Raw genomic sequence first — 20,588 nt, forward strand, 5'->3', positions numbered from 1 at the left:
GGTGAGTACGTGATGAGCACGGCAGGCGAGGGCGTTCTGGCCCGGGCGCACGTGGCGACACGGCTTCCGGCCCAGGACCTGGACCGGGCGCGGCGCTTCTACTCCGAGCAACTCGGGCTGGAGCCCGTCGACGAGCGGCCCGGTGGGCTGCTGTACCGGTGCGGAGGCGTGGACTTCGCCGTGTTCCTGTCGACGGGGGCCTCGTCCGGCACGTTCACCCAGATGGCCTGGGAGGTCGACGACATCGAGGAAGCCGTGGCGGAGCTGAAGCGGCGCGGCGTGGTGTTCGAAGACGTCGGCCTGCCGGGGCTGCCAGGGCGGCCGGCCGGCGGGCGGACGGCGGACGACATCGTCGAGATCGACGGGAACTACCCGAGCAAGGGCGCGCGGGGCGAGCGCGGGGCCTGGTTCCGCGACAGTGAAGGGAACATGCTGGGCATCGGCCAGCCGGTCGTCTGAGGAGGACGGCCGCCCCCGCCGACGGCGGCCCGCCCCCCGCCGTGGCGCGAAACCGTAAGCGGAAGATCTCACCCCGCGCAGCGCCTATGGTTGTCGGATTCGCCGATGTTCGAATCTTGCACAGCTGAAGGGCGGTCATGCGGTGGTGCTCGCGCGTGTCGAGTTCAAGGTGCTGGGGCCTCTCGCAGCCGTCGCCGACGGCCGCGTTCTCCCGCTCGGGGGGCCGAAGCAGCGGACCCTGCTCGCCATGCTGCTCGTCAACGCCAACACCGCCGTCTCCGCGGACCGGCTGTGCGACGCCGTCTGGGGCGAGGCCCCTCCCGCCTCGGCCCAGGCCAACCTCCGCAGCTACGCCGCCGTCCTGCGCAAGGTGCTCAGCCCCGCCTCCGGACCGGAGAACGGCCGGGACCCCGGCGGCCCCGCGCCCGGCGGCGGCGAGGACCGGCTGAGCCAGGGCAACGGCGGCTACTGCCTGCGCGTGTTCCCCGGCGAGGTGGACCTGCACCGGTTCGAGGTCCTCGTCGCCCGCGGCCGCGCCGCCCTCGGAGCGGACGAGCACCGGCCGGCGGCCGACGCCCTGCAGGAGGCGCTGGACCTGTGGCGCGGCAGTCCCTTCGAAGGGGTGGCGCACCACGACGTCCTGCTCGGCGAGGTCGCCCGGCTCGAGGAGTCGCGGCTGGCCGCCTTCGAGGACTACGCCGAAGCCCGCCTCGCACTGGGCGAGCCCCGCGAGGTGGTCGGCCTCCTGAAGGCGGAGACGGCCCGTCACCCGCTGCGCGAGTCGCTGTGGGCCAAGCTGATGACCGCGCAGTACCGCTCCCAGCACCCGGGCGACGCGCTGCAGTCCTACGCCCTCGCCCGCTCCGCCCTGCGCGACGAACTCGGCATCGAACCCGGCGACGAACTCCGCAGACTGCACCACGCGGTCCTCACCAGGGACCCGCAACTGGGCGCGCCCCGGCCCCCCGCCGCCCCCGCGCAGCCCGCCCGCCCCGCGGACCTCTGGCAGCCGACCGTCCAAGTACCCTCCGACGACTCCGACTTCGTAGGACGGAGCCGGCTGGTCGACCACGTGGCGGGGCTGCTCAGACCCGGCCCCGAACGGCCCCGCACCACACCCTGCGCCGTGCCCGTCGCGATCCTCACCGGCCTCCCCGGCGTCGGCAAGACCGCTCTGGCCACCCGCCTGGCCCACCACCTGCGCAACGAGTTCCCCGACGGCCGGCTGTTCCTGCACCTCGACGGCACCCGCGGCCCCCAGCGCCCGCCCGGCGTCATCCTCGCGGACCTGCTCCTCAGCCTGGGCGTCGCCGGGTCCTCCATCCCCGAGGCCACGGAGGACCGGGCGGCGCTGTACCGCTCGCTGCTGGCCGACCGCAAGGTGCTCGTCCTGCTCGACGACGCGCGCGACGAGGCCCAGATCCGCATGCTGCTCCCCGGCACCCCGGGCAGCGCGGCCCTCGTCACCAGCCGGGCACGGCTGGCCGGGCTGACGGACGCGCGCCTGATCGACGTCGACCCCTTCGACGACGAGGAGTCGCAGGACCTGCTGCGGCGCATCGTCGGCCCGCGGCGGCTCGCTGCCGAGCCGGAGGCCACCGGGCGGATCCTCGCCGCCTGCGCCGGCCTGCCCCTGGCGCTGCGCGTCGCGGCGGCGCGGCTCGCCAGCCGCCCGGACTGGCAGGTCCGCAGGCTCGCCGACCGCCTCGCCGACGAGCGGGGCGTGCTGGCCGAGCTCACCGTCGGGGACCTCGCCGTCCGCACCTGCGTCGCCGCCAGCTACCACGGCCTGGCGCCCGACGCCGCCCGCGCCTTCCGCGCCGTCGGGCTGCTCCCCTCACCCGAGTTCCCCGGCTGGGCGCTCTCCGCCCTGCTCGACGCCGACGGATCCGCGGCAGCCGGCTCTGCAGGCGGCCCCGAGGACGGCTCCGCGGCGGGCTCCTGCCCCTCCGCCGTCGTGGCGGCCGACCGCGCCACCGACGCGCTCATCGACGCCAACCTCGTACAGATCGAGTCGGTCGGCGCGCACGGACAGCCGCGCTACCGCATGCACGACCTCCTGCACGCCTACGCGGCCGAGCGCGCCGGCGCCGACGAGCCCCGCTCGTGGCGCAGGGCCGCGGTCGCCCGGGTCCTGGACGGCTGGCTCGCGCGCGTGCGCACGGCAGGGGAGCAGGTCATCCGCAGAGGCACCGGCGGGCACCGGCCCGGCGAGGCCGGCGACCTCGTCGGATGGCTGGAGAGCGAGCGGACGAACCTCGTCACCGCCGTCGGGTTCGCCGCGGGCGCAGGATACGGCCCGCAGACCGCCGGGCTCGCCGCCGCGCTGGAGGACGTGTGCCACCTGCGGAACTGGTGGGACGAGTGGGAGCAGGTCGCCCGCGTCGCACTCGACCGTGCCACGGCCGACGGCGACCCCGTCGCGGCTGCCGTCGCTCAGGGCTCCCTCGCCCGGGCCTGCGCCGTACGGGGCCGGGTCGACGACGCGATGACCCGCTACGCCTCCGCCGTCGAACAGCTCGACGCGCTGGGCGAGGAGCACCACGCCGCCCGCCTGCGGATCCACCGCAGCTTCGCGATCGCCGACCGGGGCATGGCCGGACTCGCCCACGACGACGCCGCGTCCGCCGCGGCCGTGATGAACCGGCTGGGCGACAAGCACGGCCACGTCATGGCCCTGCGCAGCCTGGCCTTCGCGCTCGTCTGCCAGGAGCGCGAAGCCGAAGCCGTCGACGCCCTCGAACCGGCCGTCGCGACCGCCGAGCGCCTCGGGCACCCGCTCGCCCTCGCCGACGTCCTGCAGCTGCTCGCCTGGGCGGAGATCGGTCACGGCCGCGCCGAACGGGCCGCCCGCCACCTGCACCGGGCCCTGGCCGAGTACCGGGCGGTGCGCCACCGCCCCGGCGAGGCATACGCACTGCTGGCCCTGGGCCGGATGCACACCGAGCTCGGCGGCCCCGGCCAGGCCGCGTGGGCGCTCGCCCCGCTCGACGAGGCTGCGGCTGTCTTCACCGAACTCGGCGAACGCCGCGGCGAGGCGCTCACCGCCCTGTGGCTGGGCAGCACCCACGCCGCACTGGGGGACCCCGGGCGGGCCGTGAGCCACCTCACCGCCGCGCTGACCGGATTCCGCAGCCTGCGCATGCCGTCCTGGGCCGAACGCGCCCAGCAGGAGCTCGCCGGCCTCACACGGGATGCGGGCCCCGCCGAACGGTGACCTGAGCCCGCCCTGAAGGCCCGCGCCGCAACTTGAAGGCCACGACGCGGGCGGACCGGCCCCCCAGCCCGCGCCGCTGTTCGCAAAGACCTGTGCCGCCGCCTCCGGGCCTGCACCCGCGCCACCCCTGCACGTGTGCACTGCCGCTGCACGCCCACGCCCACGTACGCAGGCAGGGCAGCATCACGGCCGAAGGCACCGTCTGCCTCCCTTGTGCGCTTCTCATGCGCTTCTCATGCGCCCGCCCATCACGGTGGTGCGCAGTCCACGAAGGGAGGCGCGGTGTCCGAACCGGCCGCACCCGATATCGAACTGGCCGCCGTAGAAGTCATCCGGGAGGTCCTGTCCCACCAGCGCAGAATGCGGGAGGGCGGCTGCACCGGGCGGGTCTGCCTGCGGTGCGTCAGGCACCACCTGGACGCGGTGCGCAGCGCCATGGAAGCCGGCCGGCGCATCGAATTCGTTCTCCCGGCCTTCCCCACGAAGTCCCCGAACCCGGCCAAGGTGCTCGGCCCGCTGCCGGACCTGGCCGAGGAACTCGCCCTGCGCTTCCTGAACGAGCTGTGCGAGCGCATCGGCGAGGTCCACCCGCCGGGAGCCGCCATCCTCATCTGCTCCGACGGGCGGGTCTTCAACGACCTGCTCGGCGTGAGCGACGAGAACGTCACCGCCTACGCACGCGCACTCGACGCGATGATCAAGAGGATCGGCGCCACCCACCTCGAACAGTTCAGCCTCGACGACGTCTACCGCGGCGCCGGGCACGAGGACATGCGCAGCATGCTCTCCGCCGGCCACGCGCCGACGCCGGACGAACTGCGCGAGGAGGTGCGGGCCGGGGGCGCCCCGCTCGCCATGTACCGGGGCATCACCCGCTTCATGCTGGAGGACCTGTCCGGCCCCGGCTACACGGGAACCCGCTCCGCCCTGCAGCGCAAGTGCCGCGACCTCGCGTACCACGTCATCCAGCGCAGCCGGGCGTGGGGAAACCTGCTGGATCAGCTCTTCCCCATGGCGATCCGCCTGTCCATCCACCCGCAGCCGTGCAGCACGGGGAAGGTCGGCATCCTGCTCGCCGACACCCCCGACACCTGGCTGACGCCCTGGCACAGCGTCGCGGTCGCGTCCGGCGGGCGCTTCACGCTCATGAAGCGCGCGGAGGCCGAGGAGGCCGGCGCGGAGCTGGTCCTCGCGGACGGAAGCCCCAGCCACTACGTGCTGGAGCCGGCCGTCGAGCCCGCCGTCCCCCGGTCCGCCGCCGTTCCCGGGCCTGCGCCCGCGCACCACCGCGACCCCTGGAACCAGGCCTGCGCGTAACCGCCCGGCGCACCTCCGGCGCATCCCCCCTCATTCCTCTCACCCCCACAGGAGAGCTCCCATGACCGCTGAGCACGTGACAGCCGAGCACGACGCGGACACCCCCCGCACGGCCGCGGTCGACGCGGCCACAGCCGTGGACGACGTCCTCACCGACCTGCGCTACGGCGTCGCGCCGATCGAACCCTTCGGCCTGGCGATACAGGCGCTGGAGCCGGGCCTGCACGTCCGCGACCTGCCCGTTGCACCGCTGCGCTCCCTCGTCCGCGAGCATCACCTCGTACTGCTGCGCGACTTCGACTCCTTCGACGGTCCGGACGAGCTCTCCGCCTACTGCGAGCGCTGGGGCGAGCCCAGCGTGTGGCCCTTCGGCACCGTCCTCGAACTCGTCGAGCAGGAGAAGCCCGAGGACCACATCTTCGACTCCAGCTACATGCCGATGCACTGGGACGGCATGTACCGCGAACAGATCCCGGAGTTCCAGGTCTTCCAGTGCGTGAACGCCCCCGGAGCGGAGAACGGCGGCGAGACGACCTTCTCCCACACCACCGCCGTGCTGGAGCGCACCGACCCGCGGACCGTCGACCGGTGGTCGCGGGTGACCGGCACCTACCACCGCGCGATGGAGTTCTACAACAGCGTCACCGTCTCGCCGATCGTGACCACGCACCCCGTCCACGGCGCCCCGGTCATCCGCTACAACGAGCCCACGGCCGCCGACGATGCCGGGTTCGTCAACCACCCCGACCTGCAGTTCACGGGCCTGCCGGACGAAGGCATCGCCGAGACGCACCGCACCCTGCGGGCCGCGCTGTACGACCCGGCGCACTTCTACGCCCACAGCTGGCGGACGGGCGACATGGTCTTCGCCGACAACTACACGCTGCTGCACGGCCGGAACGCCTTCACCAGCGGCGCCCCCCGGCACCTGCGCCGCGTCCAGGTGCTCGGCACCCCGGCGCTCGACAACCCGGGGCTGGTCCGATGACCACCACCGGCAGCCTGATGACGGGTGACGAGTACCTGGAGAGCCTGCGCGACGGCCGCCAGGTGTACCTGGACGGGGACCGCGTCAAGGACGTCACCCGCCACCCCGCCTTCCGCAACTCCGCCCTGTCGGTGGCCCGCCTCTACGACGCCCTGCACGACCCGGCCACCTCCGGCGTCCTCACCGGCGTCGACGAGGCCACGGGGATCCGTACGCACAAGTTCTTCAAGCCCAGCCGCTCGGCGGCCGATCTGGTGGAGGCCCGCGAGGCCATCGCCACGTGGGCGAGGATGAGCTACGGATTCCTCGGGCGCACCCCCGAGTACAAGGCCTCCTTCATGGCCGGCCTCGGCGTCAACGCCGGCTACTACGGCCAGTTCGCCCCCAACGCCGCCGCCTGGTACACCGAGTTCGCCCGCAAGGCGCTCTACCTCAACCACGTCATCATCAACCCGCCCGTGGACCGCAAGCGGGCGATCCACGACATGGAGGACGTGTTCGTGCGCGCCGTGCGCGAGACGGACGCGGGCGTCGTGGTCAGCGGGGCGAAGATGCTGGCGACGGGGTCGGCCATCACCAACGCGGGCTTCGTCGCCCCCGTCGGATCGGCGGCCCTCGCGCCCGGCAAGGCGGAGGCCTTCGCGCTGGTCTTCTTCGTCCGCATGGACAACCCGGGCGTGAAGCTCGTCTGCCGCACCCCCTACGCGCAGCACGCCGCGAGCCCCTTCGACGCCCCGCTCAGCAGCCGCTTCGACGAGAACGACAGCGTGCTCCTGCTCGACGAGGCGCTGATCCCCTGGGAGGACGTCCTCGTTTACCGGGACGTCAAGCGCGCCACCGGCTTCTACGCCACGTCCGGCTTCCCGAATCTGTACAACTTCCAGTCCGGCGTCCGGCTGAGCGTGAAGCTGGAGCTCATGGCCGGGCTGCTCGCCCGCGGCACCCGGGCCAACGGCACCGACGAGTTCCGCGGCGTCCAGGCGGCCGTGGGCGAGGTCGTCACCATGCGGGACATGGTGTGGGCGCTGACGTCGGCCATGGCCCACGACCCCGAGCCGGGCAGCGGCGGCACGGTCGTGCCCCGCCTGGAGCACGCCTCCGCGATGCGGATGTACAACGCCCAGGTGTGGGACCGCGTCCACGAGCTGTTCGAGACCACGCTGGGCGGGGCGCCCCTCGCCGTGCCCTCCAGCGCCCGCGACCTGGCCAACCCCGAACTGCGGCCGCTCATCGACCGCTTCTACCGCGGCGCGGACACCTCGGCCCTCGACCGGATCAAGCTCCTCAAGCTGGTGTGGGACGCGATCGGCACCGAGTTCGGCGGCCGGCACGAGCTGTACGAGCGCAACTACTCGGGCAACGGGGAACAGGTCCGCCTCGACGCGCTCCGCTGGGCGACCGGGCGCGGCAGCCTCGCCCGCTACGAGGCGCTCGTCCAGGACTGCCTCGACGACTACGACATCGACGGCTGGCGCCGCGGCCCCTGGCGCGACCCCGCCCACACCGACTGAGACCCGCCCACACCGACCGAGAACGGAGCACGACCATGTGCGGCATCACCGGCTGGGTCGCCTTCGGCCGCGACCTCACGGCCGAACAGCGGACCGTGGACGCCATGACCGACACCCTGGCCCCGCGCGGGCCGGACGCCCGCGGCGTGTGGCTGGACACCCACGCCGCCCTGGGACACCGGCGGCTCGCCGTCATCGACCTCGAACACGGTACGCAGCCCATGCGCACCCCGGAGCCCGGCCCCGGCGGCGACCGGCCCCGCGCCGTGATCTCCTACGGCGGCGAGATCTACAACTTCCGCGAGCTGCGCGAGGAACTCGTCCTCCTCGGGCACCGGTTCACCACCCGCAGCGACACGGAAGTGGCCCTGCGCGCCTACCTGCAGTGGGGCACGGACTTCGCCCGCCGCCTCAACGGCATGTACTCCATCGCCATCTGGGACACCGCCCGCGAGGAGCTGCTCCTGGTGCGGGACCGGCTGGGCGTCAAGCCGCTCTTCTACCACCCCACGGCCGACGGCCTGCTCTTCGGCTCCGAGCCCAAGGCCGTCCTCGCCAACCCCCTGGCCGACGCCTCAGCCGGGGCGGAGGAGCTGTGCGACGCGCTGCTGTTCCTGCGCACCCCCGGACGCGTGCCCTTCCGCGGCATGCGCGAACTGAAGCCCGGCCACCTGCTGCGGGCCGGCCGTGACGGGATCACCGAGGAGCGCTACTGGGCCCTGGAGGCCCGCCCGCACACCGACGACCTGCGGACCACCGTGGCCACCGTCCGCGAGCTGCTCGACGACATCGTCCCCCGGCAGATGGTCGCGGACGTGCCCCTGGTCTCCCTGCTGTCCGGAGGGCTCGACTCCAGCACCGTCACCGCCCTCGCGGCCCGGGCGCGCGCCGCCGACGGCGACCGCCTGTCCACCTTCTCCGTCGACTTCACCGGCCACACCGAGAACTTCCGGGCCGACGCCATCCGCCCCACCCCCGACGGGCCGTACGCCCTCGAAGTCGCCCGGCACGTCGGCAGCGACCACCACGAGATCGTCCTCGACCGCACCCGCCTGCTCGCCCCGGCCGTCCGCCGCACCGTCCTCGGCGCCTGGGACCTGCCGTTCAACTTCGCCGACCTCGACGTCTCGCTGTACCTGCTCTTCGCCGCCGTCCGGCAGCACGCCACCGTGGCGCTCTCCGGAGAGGGCGCGGACGAGGTCTTCGGCGGCTACCTGTGGTTCTCCGACCCCGAGGCGCGCAAGGCCGAGACCTTCCCCTGGCTCAAGCTGGGCGCCCACCGCGGCCTCGACCCGCGGTCGCTGTTCCACCCCTGGTTCGTCGACGGGATCGACCTGGCGGAGTACGAGGCCGACCTCCACCGCACGGCGCTGGCCGAGGTCCCCGTCCTCGACGGTGAGAGTGCCGAGGACCGGCGCACCCGCGAACTGGGCCACCTGACCCTGACCCGCTGGCTGCCCATCCTGCTCGACAAGAAGGACCGCATGGGCATGGCCAGCGGCCTGGAAGGGCGGGTGCCGTTCTGCGACCACCGCCTCGTCGAGTACGTCTTCAACATCCCCTGGGAGATGAAGACCTTCAGCGGCCAGGAGAAGGCGCTGCTGCGGGAAGCCGCCTCCGGCCTCCTGCCGCAGTCGGTGCTGCGCCGCAGGAAGGCCGCCTACCCCTCCATCCAGGACCCCGCCTACGACCGGTCCCTCATCACCGGGCTCGCCGCCGCGGCGGGCGACGGGGACGCGCCGCTCAGCCCGTTCCTCGACGGCGACGCGGTACGGCGGATGACCGCCAGGACGGCCACCGGCAGCCTGTCCGAGTTCGAACGGATCCTCGTGGAGTCCACGGTCCGGATGGACGACTGGCTGCGTACGTACGACATCGAACTGACCGATGTGGCCGGGCCGACCGGTGTGGCCGGGCCGACCGACGCGAAGGGAACGCACTGATGCACGCGATCGAGATCCGCGAGACCGGCGGTCCCGAGGTCCAGCTCTACGTGGAGAGGCCCGATCCCGGGCAGCCCGGCGAAGGGCAGATCCTCGTCGGACTCGCCGCGGCCGGAGTCAACTTCATCGACCTCTACCGGCGCGAGGGCCGCTATCCGCTGCCCGTCCCCTGCGTGCCCGGCGAGGAGGGCTCCGGCACCGTCCTGGCCGTCGGCCCCGGAGTCACCCGCTTCGTGCCCGGCGACCGCGTCGCCTGGACGACCGTGCTCGGCAGCTACGCCGAACGCGTCCTCGTACCCGAGGACAAGGCCATCGCCGTGCCCGACGCCATCGACCTGCGAACGGCCGGCGGCGTGCTCGTCCACGGCATGACCGCCCACTTCCTCGCCCACGACTCCTACCCGGCCCGGGAGGGCGAGACGGTCCTCGTCCACGCCGCCGCCGGCGGTGTCGGCCTGCTGCTCACCCAGATGCTCAAGCGGCGCGGCGTCCGCGTCATCGGCACCGTCTCCACGCAGGAGAAGGAACGCACCGCCCGCGCCAACGGCGCCGACGAGGTCATCCGCTACACCGGGACCGACGACCTGGCCGCCGGAGTCCGCGCGCTCACCGGCGGGGAGGGCGTCCACGCGGTCTACGACGGCGTCGGCGCCGCCACCTTCGACGCGAGCCTCGCCTCGCTGCGCACCCGTGGCACGCTGGTCCTCTTCGGGGGTGCCAGCGGCGCCGTGCCGCCCGTCGACGTGATGCGGCTGCTGTGGGGCGGCTCGCTGACCCTGACCCGGCCCTACCTGGAGCACTTCCGGGCCACCGTCGAGGAGTTCGAACGGCGGGCGGGCGAGGTGTTCCGGGGCATCGCCGACGGCACGCTGACGTTCACCGTCGCGGGCACCTACCCCCTCGCCGAGGCGCACCGCGCACACACCGACCTCGCCTCCCGCCGCACCTCCGGAAAGCTCCTCCTCATCCCGTAAAGGAGACCGCCCATGGGCGACATCGCCGGTGCGGGCCTGCTCTCGCACGCGCCCGTCATCATGTTCCCCGAGCCCGCCCGGACCGAGGCCAACGGCGGCAGCGACTTCACGCTCGCCACCGGCCTGGAGCAGCTCCGGCGCGAGGTGACCGATCCGGCGGAGAACCCGCTGGAGTACGACACCGTCGTGGTCTTCGACTCCCACTGGGCGACGACGACCGAGGCCGTCATCACCGCCCACCCGCGCCGTACGGGCCTGTTCACCTCCGACGAGATGCCGGGCGCGATCAGCCGGCTCCCGTACGACCTCCCCGGCGACCCGGAACTGGCCCACGCGGTCGCCGCGCTGGCGGAGGAGAGGAAGGTGTGGATCGCCGCCAACGACGACCCCCACCTGCCGATCCACTACGCGACGCTCAACCTCTGGACGTACCTCGGGCAGGGCGCCGGCGCGGGAACGGCGGGCGGCAAGCCCTGGGTTTCCGTCTCCGTCTGCCAGACGGCGACCACCGAGGACTTCCTGACGATCGGCCGGATCGTGGGGGAGGCCGTGGGCGGCCTCGACCGCAAGGTGCTGCTGCTCGCCTCGGGCGGCCTCTCCCACCGCTTCTGGCCGCTCGCCGAGCTGCGCAACCGCATGGCCGCGGACCCCGCCAACATCGTCACCGCCGAGGCACGGGCGGCGGACGAACAGCGGATCGCCTGGCTGGAGGCGGGCCGGCACGACCAGGTGATCCGGACGATGCCGGAGTACCTGCGGTACGCGCCCGAGGCGCGGTTCGGCCACTACCTGATGCTGGCGGGCACGCTGGGCGGCGAGGCGTGCACGGCGCGCGGCCGCCGGTTCGGCGCGTACGAGAACGGGATCGGGACCGGCCAGGTCCACCTCTGGTTCGACCTGCCGGCCGGCGGCGGGGGAAGGTGACGGACCGGTGCTCACCGACGAACGGCTGCTGCGGACCTGCCTGGGGCACTTCGCCACCGGCGTCACGGTGGTGACGTGCGACGTCGACGGCGCCCCGCACGGGGCCACCGTCAACGCCTTCACGGCGGTCTCGCTGGACCCCGCGCCGGTGCTGGTCTCCCTCCACCGCCGCAGCAAGGCCGGCCGGCACCTCGCCGGCCGGCCCGAGGGCAGGCCGTTCACGGTGAACGTGCTCGGCGAGGACCAGAAGGACCTCGCCGAGCACTTCGCGGGCCGGCGGGCGGAGGCACCGCCCCGGTCGGCACCCCGGTCGGCACCCCGGTGGGCGCCCCGGTGGGCGCCCCGCCCGCCCACCGGCCTCGCGCCCCGCCTCGCGGGCTCGCTCGCGACGCTCGCCTGCACGCCGTGGGCCGCGTACGACGGGGGAGACCACGTGCTCGTCGTGGGACGGGTCGAGGAGGCCGAGTACCGGGAGGGCGGGCGGCCGCTGGTCTTCTACGAAGGGCAGCTCAGGGGGCTGTAGCAGGGGGCGCAGGGGCGCGGCTTCAGGGTGATGTCAGACCCCCTTGGCACACTGAACGAAAGATCCACCGCGATGTGCCGAGAGGTCCGATGCTCACTACTGTCGCCGTCGAGAACTACCGATCCCTGCGCCGGCTGATCGTTCCCCTGGGCCGGCTCAACGTGATCACCGGGGCGAACGCCACCGGAAAGTCCAGCCTCTACCGGGCCCTGCGGCTGCTCGCCGACTCGGCGCGCGGGGGTGCGGTCGCGGCGCTGGCGCGTGAGGGCGGGCTGGCCTCGACGCTGTGGGCGGGGGAGCGGAAGGGCAGCGGGCGCTCCCCGGCCGCGAGCCTCCGGCTCGGGTTCGCCGGGGACGAATTCGGCTACGCGGTGGACTTCGGGCACCCGATACCGACCTCCGGCAGCACGGGCGCGCCGTCCATGTTCAACCTGGACCCCGAGATCAAGCGGGAGTGCACCTGGGCCGGCCCCGTGCTGCGCCCGGCCGCGCTGCTCTCCGACCGCTCCGGGCCCGCCGTGCGCACCCGCACGGCGAGCGGCGGCTGGCACGACTCGGTGAACGCCGTCCGCCCCTACGACAGCATGCTCAGCGAGCTCGCCGACCCGCAGCTCGCCCCCGACCTGCTGCGGCTGCGCGAGCACATGCGCTCCTGGCGGTTCTACGACCACGTGCGCACCGACGCGCAGGCCCCGGCCCGCAGCGCACAGATCGGCACCCGCACCCCGGTGCTCGGCCACGACGGATCGGACGTGGCGGCCGCCCTGCAGACCATCCGTGAGACCGGCGACCACGAGGCCCTGGACGCCGCCGTGGACGCGGCGTTCCCCGGCAGCAGGGTGGAGATCGTCAGCGAGGGCGGCCGGTTCGAGCTCAAGCTGCACCAGCGCGGCCTGCTGCGCCCGCTCGGCGCGGCCGAGCTCTCCGACGGCACGCTGCGCTATCTGCTGTGGACCGCGGCGCTGCTCACCCCGCGCCCGCCCGCGCTGCTCGTCCTCAACGAGCCGGAGTCCAGCCTCCACCCCGACCTGCTGCCCCCGCTGGCCGACCTGATCCTCACCGCCACCCGCGACACCCAGATCGTGGTCGTCACGCACGCCCCGGAGCTGGCCGACGCCCTCCGCGCCGGCGCCCCGCGCCACCGGCTGGACGTCAACTCGATCGCCCTGGTCAAGGACGCCCTCGGCCAGACGGACGTCGCGGGCCGCGAAAGCCTCCTCGACGAGCCCCTGTGGCACTGGCCCAAGCGCTGACGCCCCGCCAGGCCCCGTAAGGCGCCCGGCAGGGAGCCCTGGGCGGGGGACGGTCGATGTCAGTCCCCGCAGCTAGAATGCGGCGTTTGTTCGATCGGATGGGCCGCGCCGTGCAGCGGGCCCTGAGGCGTGGGGGGAACCACATGAGGGCGAGACTGAGAGAGACCGCGGAAGAACTGGCCGGGCTGCTGTGGCGGGAGTACATCGTCTACCGCGACCGGTCGGGGGAGGTGGTGATCCGGGGCGAGCACGTCCAGCGCTGGATCAGCCTCGCCCCCGCGGCCGGCGCGGACGAGATACTCGTCCGCGCGGGCCGCATCCTGGACGGCGGCACCACCGCCCCGGCGCGCTCGGAGGCGGTCGTGGCGCTGTCGGCGGGCACGGGTGAACTCGCCGCCGCCTGCCGCCGCCTCCTCGCCGACACCGCCGCCGCGCCCGCGCCCCCGGAGCCGGGCAAGGCGAAGGGCAGCCGCCCCGCGAAGGCCCGGTCCGGCCGCGGGAGCCGCCGCCACACGGGCCTCGGCTCCTGGGTGGTGATCGTCTGCGTGCTCGGCGTCCTCGGGCTCTGCGCCTACCGGGTCGTGGTGCCGTAACCTCATATCCCCGTAATCCCATAGCTCCGTAACCCCGTGGGATGTCTGTGATCGCGCTCGCAGCCGTCGTCGTCGCAGCCCGGCCGGGGCGAGGGCGGCGGCCGGGCCCGTCGCGGCGGGTGCGGACGTCGCCCGCGCGGCCCGCGCCGTACGCGTAGGCGCCACGAGGAACCCGCAGGCACTCTGGCGTCGCTGCTGCCCCCGGCTCTACCGTGGCCCCGGTAGGCACACTCGAAACAGCGCTTGCCATGAGTGCTTGTCATGAACTTGCCAATTCAAGAGGTGAGCCGTGTTCCTGCGCCGCAGACGCGTCCGTCGACTGCGCCGACTCAGCGTCGTCGCCCTCCTCCTCGGTGTCGTCGCCGCCGTCGCCGCGGGCCCCGCCCGGGCGACGCCCGATGCCGCATCCCGGAAGCCGCACCCCCTCGTCCAGCCGATCGATCCGCAGCACTGGCGCAACCCCGACGACATGACCTGGGCCGAATACCGGTCGGTCCCCGGCACGAACTGGGCCGACCCGGACCGCAAGCCCACGCAGCGCAAGTTCAAGGGGGCCCTGGTCCTCCTGGACTACCCCGACGAGGAGTTCTCCGTCAGCAAGCCGCCCGGCGCCGCGCGGTTCGGCAACCCGCTGCCCGCCGCGTCCGGCATTCCCCGCGCGCAGGTCCCGAAGTTCTACGAGGACTTCCTCAACAAGCCCGGTGCGCTCAACCACGGCCACACCATCAACGAGTACTGGATGGAGGACTCCGGCGGCCGCATGGGCGTCGGGCTGACCTCCTTCGGCGTGTACCGCATGCCGTGGAAGTCGTACCAGTACGGCATCGAGCCCGGCATGAACCCCGGCGCGTGCCCCGTGGGCGACACCTGCGGCAAGGACATCCGCGCCGACGGCAAGCGGGCCTGGGTCGACGAGGTGGGCGCCGACAAGGCCGGCGAGTTCGACTTCGTCTTCTACCTCACCGCGGGCGTGGACGAGTCCTCCGCCTGGCAGGAGTTCGGGCAGATGAAGTTCCGCTCCGAACGGGACGTGCCGGCCGCCTGGGGGCCGCCGTCGCCCATCGCCTCCGGCCTCAACTCCGCCAGGACCCGCTACGTGCCCTGGACGTCCTGGCAGGCGGCCGCCCGCATCTGGCCCAACGCGGCGAACGGCTCCTCCACCCAGGCCGAGAGCTCCGGCATGGCCACGTTCGCCCACGAACTCAGCCACATCCTGGGCATCGGCGACAACTACAACAACCCCTACGGGACCCCGCTCAGCCGCGCCTACACCGGCATCTGGGGCATGCTCTCCCGCGGTTCGTTCAACGGCCCCGGCGGACCGCACACCCGCTGGCAGATACCCGCCACCGCCGGCGGCTCCATGGGCGCCCAGCACGTCCTGCGGGACAAGATGAAGCTCGGCATCGTCGACGAGAAGAACGTCCTGCGCCTGGACCGCGACGCCCTCAAGAACTCCGGGCTCGTCGTCGCCCGAGTCACCGCACGCTCGGCCCCGCCCGGCGAGAAGGGCCTCACCGGCGTCAACATCACCATGGGCCGCGACCTGTCCCCGGCCTGCGACCGCACCACCGACCCCCTGTGCGACGGCGGCGGCTACGACAACTACACCGTCGAGGTCGTCGACCGCATGGGCATGGACTCCTTCACCCCGGACAGCGGCGTGCTGCTCAGCAAGACCAAGAACGCGGACCGGGCCCCGTTCGCCTGGGTCGTCGACGCGCACCCGGAGGACATCGGCCTGCTGGACTTCACCCGTCCCGACGGCACCCCGCAGAAGATCACCATCGGGGACTACCGGCAGCTCAGCGACGCGCTCTTCCACGCGGGCGCCGACTCCGGCAGCTCCTACGAGTACGTCGATGCGGCCAACCGGCTGCACTTCTACGTCCTGAACGTGCAGCGCGACGCCACCGGCGTGCTCTCCTACGACATCGGCGTCAAGTCCCTGGACGGCGCGGGGCCGCAGACCCGCGGGCTCGCGCTCGGCCGCGGCACGGTGAAGAGCGACCCCGCCGGGGGACGGGCCGTGTGCACCTTCGACCTCGCCAACACCGGCAAGGCCGCCCCGCAGGGCGATCCCACGCTGTCCTCCGACGTCTACCGGCTGTCCGCCGCCGCCACCGGGCGCGGCTGGTCCGCCTGGCTCCCCAACCGCCTGACCGCCGCGGCCTCCGGCTCCTCGGTCCCCGTCGACGTCGCCGTCACGGCCGGGTCGGGCGCGGACCGGAAGGGCACCGTCGTCCTCACCGCGCGCTCGGAGAGCGACCCGAAGAAGACGGCCAGGGCCACGTGCTCGCTGACGAAGCCGGGCAGGTCCACCTGATCAGGCGAAATCTCCCCTGAAAGGGGACCTGCCTGCCGGGCGCCCGGTCTACTGAGGCCGATCAACCGCACACGAGCGTGCGGTGACTTCGGCAAGGGGAAGTGATGAGGAAGATTGCGACCGTGTTCGCCGCCCTGGCCTTCGGGTTCGTCGCGGCGTCGCCCGCGAACGCGGCGGTGCACAGCCAGTGCGGCAAATACATCTGTGTGATGACGGCACATCACAACCGCTTCGTCCAGGACATCACGGTGCGCACCAAGGACGGCCTGCCCGGGACGCTGCGGTCCTACTGGGGCAACTTCCACTCGCCGAAGGTCAACGCGGCCTCCCACCGGTGGGAAGTGGGCTACGAGCAGGCGCAGTCGAAGCTCGTGTGCGGCGGGCTGGAGCGCGACGGCCGCAGCATCGAGGACGGCATCTGCGTGACGATCTGACCCCGGCCCCGGCCCCGGCCCTGACTCCGACTCCGACCCTGCTCTGACGTAGACAACGGTGGCCCACCCGGTCCGGTTCACGGACCCCGGGCGGGCCACTGGCGCGTGCAGCGGCGGCGGGGCCGTTCGGCCGGGTGGCCGGGGACCGTTGGGCCCGTGCGAGGGAGGCGCTCGCGGGGAGACGGTGGGTACGCGCCGCGGACAGCACGACGGTGGCGCCGGCCGATCCCGTACTCACCCGGAGGAAGCACGCCATGCCCCGTACCGTCATCGCCGGACTGGACGGCTCGCCCGAATCGCTCGCCGCCGCCGAGTGGGCCGCACGCGAGGCCCGGCTGCGCGGGCTGCCGCTGACGCTGCTGCACGCGCTGGAGGACTGGTCGCCCACCTACGGCCTGGCGGCGCTGAGCGGAGCGGAGTTCGAGCCCGCGAGCTGGGCGGGCTCCCTCCTCGCGGAGGTGTCCGGGCAGCTGGGCGAGGAGCACCCCGGCCTGGAGATCCGCACGGAGCAGCTGGAGGGGCGTCCCGTCGAGCGGCTGGTGACCGCCGCGAAGGAGGCCGAGGTGCTGGTGCTCGGCTCCCGGGGGCTCGGCACCCTGAGCGGCTTCCTGACGGGGTCGGTGTCGATGTCGGTCCTCGCCCGCGCCGAGCGGCCGGTCGTGCTCGTCCGGGCGGGGGAGCGGGCCGGGGAGGAACAGGAGGCGCACGGCCGGGGGACGTACGGCGGGGAGGCGTACGGCGACGTGGTCCTCGGCATGGACCTCGCCCGCCCGTGCGACGAGCTGTTCGCCTACGCCTTCGAGGCGGCCGCGGCCCGCGGTACCCGCCTGCGGGTCGTGCACGGCTGGAGCCTGCCGCCCCTGTTCGGCTACGACCCGGCCGCGGTCGACCCGGGGCACATCGCCGGCCTGGCCACGCGCGAGTCGACGGCGCTCACCGACGCACTGCGGCCCTGGTGCGGCAAGTACCCTGGCGTGCCGGTCGACGAGCAGTGCGTGGTGGGCCGCCCCGGCGAACACCTCACCGAAGCCTCCGCCACGGCCTGCCTGGTGGTCGTGGGCCGCCGCGCGCGCCGCTCGGTGATCGGCGCGCGCCTCGGGCCCGTCACGCACGCCGTGCTGCACCACGCCACCGCCCCCGTCGCGGTCGTGCCGCACAACTGACGTGCGGGGATCCGCACAGGGCCGTGCTGTCCAGACGGAGTCACTCGTCCGTGTGGCCGCGGCCTCCGGTCCCTGCCACAGTGGCGGACAGGCCGGACAGTGGCCACAACGAGAAACCGTCGCCCGCCCCATGGAGGCCTTGTGTCCGGCGTGATCACCGTTGGCGTGGACGGAAGCGAGCACGGCAGAGCCGCCGCGGACTGGGCCGCCGCCGAGGCGGAGCGCCGGGGCATGGAGCTGCGCCTCGTCCACGCCTGGGTGTGGCAGCCGCTGGACCTGCCCGTCACCGCGGACACCGAGGTGCAGCAGCGCTGGGCCGAGACGCTGCTGCGCGAGGCCCGGGCCCGGGTGACCGCCCGGAGCCCCGGGGTGCCGGTGACGGCCCGGCTGCTGCCCGCCGACCCGGTTCCCGCCCTGGTCGCGGAGGCGACCGAGGCCGACATGCTCGTGCTCGGCTCGCGCGGGCACGGAGCGCTGATCGGCTATCTGATCGGCTCCATCGCCCTGCACGTGCTGCGGCAGGCACGGGGGCCGGTGGTGCTCGTGCGCAGCCAGGGCGACCCGGCCGGCGACCGGGGAGAGCCGCTCGCCGGCCCCGGAGGGGCGGCCGCCGGGCCCGTTCCCGATGCGGACGAGGTCGTGGTGGGCGTGCCCGGGGCGGAGGAGGAGGCCGGAGCCGTCCTGGAGTTCGCCTTCGAGGCCGCGGCGGCGCGGGGAGCGAGCCTGCGCACCGTACGCGCCTGGTCGATTCCCCCGGTGTTCGCCTGGAGCCCGGCGTCCATGCGGCTGGCCGACGAGGCCGGCGGCCTCGAACCACTTGAGAGGAAGCGGCTGGCCGACGCCCTCCAGCCGTGGCGCGAACGCCATCCGCAGGTCCAGGTCGTCGAGCACGTCGAACTGGGGAGCGCGGCGCAGGTGCTGCTCTCCGCCTGCGAACGCGCCGCCCTCCTGGTCGTCGGGCGGCACGCCTCCGGGCCGCACGTCCCCCAGCGGATCGGCCATGTGGCCCATGCGGCCCTGCACCACGCCCCGTGCCCGGTGGCGGTGGTCCCGCAGCCCTGAGGCGGGTGCGGGACCACCCGGCCGGCCGTCAGGCGAGGACGGGAGCCAGGAGCTCGGCGGCCTTGCGGACGAGCGCGTCGTCCCCCGCCGCCTTGGGGTCGTGCTTGGTCGTGAGGACGGAGACGACGACCGGCGACCCCTTCGGGGCCCGGACGATGCCCACGTCGTTGCTGGTGCCGTAGCTCCCGGAGCCGGTCTTGTCCGCGACGGTCCAGCCCTTGAAGCCGGCGCGGAACTTCTGGTCGCTGGTGGTGTTGTCGAGCAGCCAGCCGGTCAGCCGCTTGCGGTCCGCCGCGTCCAGGGCGTTGCCGAGGACGAGCTGCGCGTAGGTCCTTCCGATGGCGCGGGGGGTCGTGGTGTCGGTGATCCGGCCCGGCTCCGCCGAGTTCAGGTCGGGCTCCCACCGGTCGAGCCGGGTGGTGCCGTCGCCGACGGAGCGGCAGAAGCGGGTGACGGCGGTCGGGCCTCCCAGCTCGGTGAGCAGGAGGTTCGCCGCGGCGTTGTCGCTGTAGGAGATGGCGGCGCCGCAGAGTTCCTCGACGGTCATGCCGTTGGCGACGTTCTTCGCCTCGCCGGTGATCTTGTCGTAGCCGGAGGCCTTGGCGTACTCGGCGGTGTAGTGGATGCGCTTGGCGAGGAACGTGCCGTCGTGGTCGAGGTCCCGCAGGACCGCCGCGACGGCGAGCGTCTTGAACGTCGAGCACATGGGGAAGCGCTCGTCGGCGCGGTGGACGACGGTCTTGCCGGTGACCGTGTTGCGGGCGAACACCCCGAGGCGGGCGGAGTGCTCGCGCTCCAGCGCGCGCAGCTGACGGGAGATCCGGTCCCCGGCGGGCGTCGATGCGTAGGCCGTCCCGCCCGTGGACATGGCGGCGGCCAGCGCGGTGCCGGCGCCGAGGGTGAGAACCGTGCGGCGGGAGGGCAGTGCACCTATGCTCTTCAAGATCGTATTCTCCTTGTGTCCTGCATGGCGTGACTTGCACGGCCTGGTCGACAGTCAATACGCCACGGGTGGTGCGGTTGGTTCCACTTCCGTGTGATCCAGCCTCATTGGTACTCGCTTGTACGCACTTGTACGCATGGAGGAGCGCCCGGTGCAGCAGCCTTGGACCCGCGGGTCACGCGGTCTGCCCGTCGTCGCGGCGGCGCTGCTCGTCGCCGCCGGATCGTCGTCCGCGACCGGCGCCGCGGCCTGACGGTGGGCTCCAAGGGCTTCGACCGTTACGCCCCCGTGTGGGAGACCGGCGGCGTCAGGTGGTTCGTGGAGCAGCTGCCCGGCGGCGGTGTCCGCTGCATAGCCGACCACCGCGCCGCCTTCGTGGAGGTGTTCGTGCCGAAGGAGTACGGCGGTGACGGGACCGGGCAGACGCTCCTCGCCGAACTGACCGCGATCATCGGTGCGACCATCCCCGAGGGGTATGTCTGACCCTGGACCTGACGTTGAGGGTCATGGGGCGGGCCGGCCCTCAGAACCAGGGAGCCGCCGCCTCCCGCAGCGCCCTGACGCCCTCCGTCAGCGACGCCGCCGAGGCCAGGGCACCGGCCACCGCGTACACCGCCCGCTGGATCCGCCCCCGCGCCGGCTCGTCGGCCGTCGGCAGCGCGTCGTCCACCTCGTCCAGCGCGGACCGCGCCGCTTGAAGGGCGGGCGACGGCAGGGGCGTGCTGCCGGCGGACAGGGACGCGAGCTGGGCGCGCAGGGCCTCCACGGCCTGCCGCAGCTCCCGTACCTCGGCCGGCTCCGCATCCCGGCCAGACGCCCCCGCCGCGTGGTGGACGTACTCCGCCCTGGCGCGGTCGCCGGTCTGCGCGTTGCCGCTGAAGGTGCCGTGGACGACGATGCCGCGCGTGTGGTCCCGGGGCGCGTCGCCGTTCCCGTCCCGCTGAGTGGAGGTCATCGC

At 73.6% G+C, this 20,588-nt stretch carries 18 protein-coding genes; 16 read left to right on the forward strand and 2 right to left on the reverse strand.

Annotated elements, in window-relative coordinates; genetic code table 11:
• The first annotated feature begins 12 nt into the window (after positions 1-12).
• The 15 genes from ACFPP6_RS26995 to ACFPP6_RS27065 all read left to right on the forward strand — a co-directional run bounded on the left by ACFPP6_RS26995 (position 13) and on the right by ACFPP6_RS27065 (position 18,687).
• Positions 13-459: a VOC family protein gene (locus tag ACFPP6_RS26995; protein WP_382047448.1), complete on the forward strand. Its 447-nt coding sequence runs from the start codon at positions 13-15 to the stop codon at positions 457-459.
• Between the two features lie 142 nt (positions 460-601).
• Positions 602-3,676, forward strand: coding sequence for an AfsR/SARP family transcriptional regulator (locus ACFPP6_RS27000; protein ID WP_382047451.1), 3,075 nt, complete (start codon positions 602-604; stop codon positions 3,674-3,676).
• A 282-nt stretch (positions 3,677-3,958) separates the two neighbouring features.
• Positions 3,959-4,993, forward strand: a complete 1,035-nt coding sequence (locus ACFPP6_RS27005; RefSeq protein WP_382047453.1) for an L-tyrosine/L-tryptophan isonitrile synthase family protein — start codon at positions 3,959-3,961, stop codon at positions 4,991-4,993.
• Positions 4,994-5,054: 61 nt separating this feature from the next.
• Positions 5,055-5,981: a TauD/TfdA dioxygenase family protein gene (locus ACFPP6_RS27010; RefSeq protein WP_382047456.1), complete on the forward strand. Its 927-nt coding sequence runs from the start codon at positions 5,055-5,057 to the stop codon at positions 5,979-5,981.
• Positions 5,978-7,492, forward strand: coding sequence for a 4-hydroxyphenylacetate 3-hydroxylase family protein (locus ACFPP6_RS27015; protein ID WP_382047458.1), 1,515 nt, complete (start codon positions 5,978-5,980; stop codon positions 7,490-7,492). The genes ACFPP6_RS27010 and ACFPP6_RS27015 overlap by 4 nt, the downstream gene beginning before the upstream one ends.
• Before the next feature lie 35 nt (positions 7,493-7,527).
• Complete coding sequence (gene asnB, locus ACFPP6_RS27020; RefSeq protein WP_382047461.1) at positions 7,528-9,435, forward strand: asparagine synthase (glutamine-hydrolyzing); 1,908 nt, start codon at positions 7,528-7,530, stop codon at positions 9,433-9,435.
• Entirely contained in the window at positions 9,435-10,409 is a 975-nt protein-coding gene (locus ACFPP6_RS27025) for a quinone oxidoreductase family protein (RefSeq protein WP_382047464.1), read from the forward strand. Before asnB ends, ACFPP6_RS27025 begins: the two co-directional genes overlap by 1 nt.
• Positions 10,410-10,421: 12 nt before the next feature.
• Entirely contained in the window at positions 10,422-11,333 is a 912-nt protein-coding gene (locus ACFPP6_RS27030; protein ID WP_382047466.1) for a DODA-type extradiol aromatic ring-opening family dioxygenase, read from the forward strand.
• A 7-nt stretch (positions 11,334-11,340) separates the two neighbouring features.
• Positions 11,341-11,856: a flavin reductase family protein gene (locus tag ACFPP6_RS27035; protein WP_382047468.1), complete on the forward strand. Its 516-nt coding sequence runs from the start codon at positions 11,341-11,343 to the stop codon at positions 11,854-11,856.
• An 89-nt stretch (positions 11,857-11,945) separates the two neighbouring features.
• On the forward strand, positions 11,946-13,109 hold the full coding sequence (locus tag ACFPP6_RS27040; RefSeq protein ID WP_382047471.1) for an AAA family ATPase: 1,164 nt from the start codon (positions 11,946-11,948) through the stop codon (positions 13,107-13,109).
• Between the two features lie 143 nt (positions 13,110-13,252).
• On the forward strand, positions 13,253-13,702 hold the full coding sequence (locus tag ACFPP6_RS27045; RefSeq protein ID WP_382047473.1) for a hypothetical protein: 450 nt from the start codon (positions 13,253-13,255) through the stop codon (positions 13,700-13,702).
• Between the two features lie 289 nt (positions 13,703-13,991).
• Positions 13,992-16,028, forward strand: coding sequence for a M6 family metalloprotease domain-containing protein (locus ACFPP6_RS27050; protein ID WP_382047476.1), 2,037 nt, complete (start codon positions 13,992-13,994; stop codon positions 16,026-16,028).
• 104 nt (positions 16,029-16,132) lie between these two features.
• Positions 16,133-16,462: a hypothetical protein gene (locus ACFPP6_RS27055; protein ID WP_382047479.1), complete on the forward strand. Its 330-nt coding sequence runs from the start codon at positions 16,133-16,135 to the stop codon at positions 16,460-16,462.
• 254 nt (positions 16,463-16,716) lie between these two features.
• Positions 16,717-17,625 (forward strand): universal stress protein, encoded by a 909-nt coding sequence (locus tag ACFPP6_RS27060; protein WP_382047481.1) that lies wholly within the window; start codon positions 16,717-16,719, stop codon positions 17,623-17,625.
• 165 nt (positions 17,626-17,790) lie between these two features.
• Positions 17,791-18,687: a universal stress protein gene (locus ACFPP6_RS27065; RefSeq protein ID WP_382047484.1), complete on the forward strand. Its 897-nt coding sequence runs from the start codon at positions 17,791-17,793 to the stop codon at positions 18,685-18,687.
• Positions 18,688-18,715: 28 nt separating this feature from the next.
• Here ACFPP6_RS27065 and bla read toward each other — a convergent pair whose 3' ends face one another.
• Complete coding sequence (bla, locus tag ACFPP6_RS27070) at positions 18,716-19,630, reverse strand: class A beta-lactamase (RefSeq protein WP_382047487.1); 915 nt, start codon at positions 19,628-19,630, stop codon at positions 18,716-18,718.
• Between the two features lie 255 nt (positions 19,631-19,885).
• On the opposite strand from bla, the gene ACFPP6_RS27075 reads away from it, so the two are divergent.
• Positions 19,886-20,113, forward strand: coding sequence for a hypothetical protein (locus ACFPP6_RS27075; RefSeq protein WP_382047489.1), 228 nt, complete (start codon positions 19,886-19,888; stop codon positions 20,111-20,113).
• A gap of 40 nt (positions 20,114-20,153) precedes the next feature.
• On the opposite strand, the gene ACFPP6_RS27080 is transcribed toward ACFPP6_RS27075, so the two are convergent.
• Positions 20,154-20,585, reverse strand: coding sequence for a DUF5955 family protein (locus ACFPP6_RS27080; RefSeq protein ID WP_382047492.1), 432 nt, complete (start codon positions 20,583-20,585; stop codon positions 20,154-20,156).
• Positions 20,586-20,588: the final 3 nt, after the last annotated feature.

It is taken from the genome of Streptomyces aureoversilis, assembly GCF_042657885.1.
In the GTDB taxonomy this organism is placed as follows: domain Bacteria; phylum Actinomycetota; class Actinomycetes; order Streptomycetales; family Streptomycetaceae; genus Streptomyces; species Streptomyces aureoversilis.

Bases quoted from the DNA above. Each gene is read 5' to 3' on its own strand.
- ACFPP6_RS27010 (WP_382047456.1), top strand. From the start codon at position 5,055: ATGACCGCTGAGCACGTGACAGCCGAGCACGACGCGGACACCCCCCGC.
- ACFPP6_RS27030 (WP_382047466.1), top strand. From the start codon at position 10,422: ATGGGCGACATCGCCGGTGCGGGCCTGCTCTCGCACGCGCCCGTCATC.
- asnB (WP_382047461.1), top strand. From the start codon at position 7,528: ATGTGCGGCATCACCGGCTGGGTCGCCTTCGGCCGCGACCTCACGGCC.
- ACFPP6_RS27040 (WP_382047471.1), top strand. From the start codon at position 11,946: ATGCTCACTACTGTCGCCGTCGAGAACTACCGATCCCTGCGCCGGCTG.
- ACFPP6_RS27060 (WP_382047481.1), top strand. From the start codon at position 16,717: ATGCCCCGTACCGTCATCGCCGGACTGGACGGCTCGCCCGAATCGCTC.
- ACFPP6_RS27080 (WP_382047492.1), bottom strand. From the start codon at position 20,585: ATGACCTCCACTCAGCGGGACGGGAACGGCGACGCGCCCCGGGACCAC.
- ACFPP6_RS27055 (WP_382047479.1), top strand. From the start codon at position 16,133: ATGAGGAAGATTGCGACCGTGTTCGCCGCCCTGGCCTTCGGGTTCGTC.
- ACFPP6_RS26995 (WP_382047448.1), top strand. From the start codon at position 13: ATGAGCACGGCAGGCGAGGGCGTTCTGGCCCGGGCGCACGTGGCGACA.
- ACFPP6_RS27045 (WP_382047473.1), top strand. From the start codon at position 13,253: ATGAGGGCGAGACTGAGAGAGACCGCGGAAGAACTGGCCGGGCTGCTG.
- ACFPP6_RS27015 (WP_382047458.1), top strand. From the start codon at position 5,978: ATGACCACCACCGGCAGCCTGATGACGGGTGACGAGTACCTGGAGAGC.
- ACFPP6_RS27025 (WP_382047464.1), top strand. From the start codon at position 9,435: ATGCACGCGATCGAGATCCGCGAGACCGGCGGTCCCGAGGTCCAGCTC.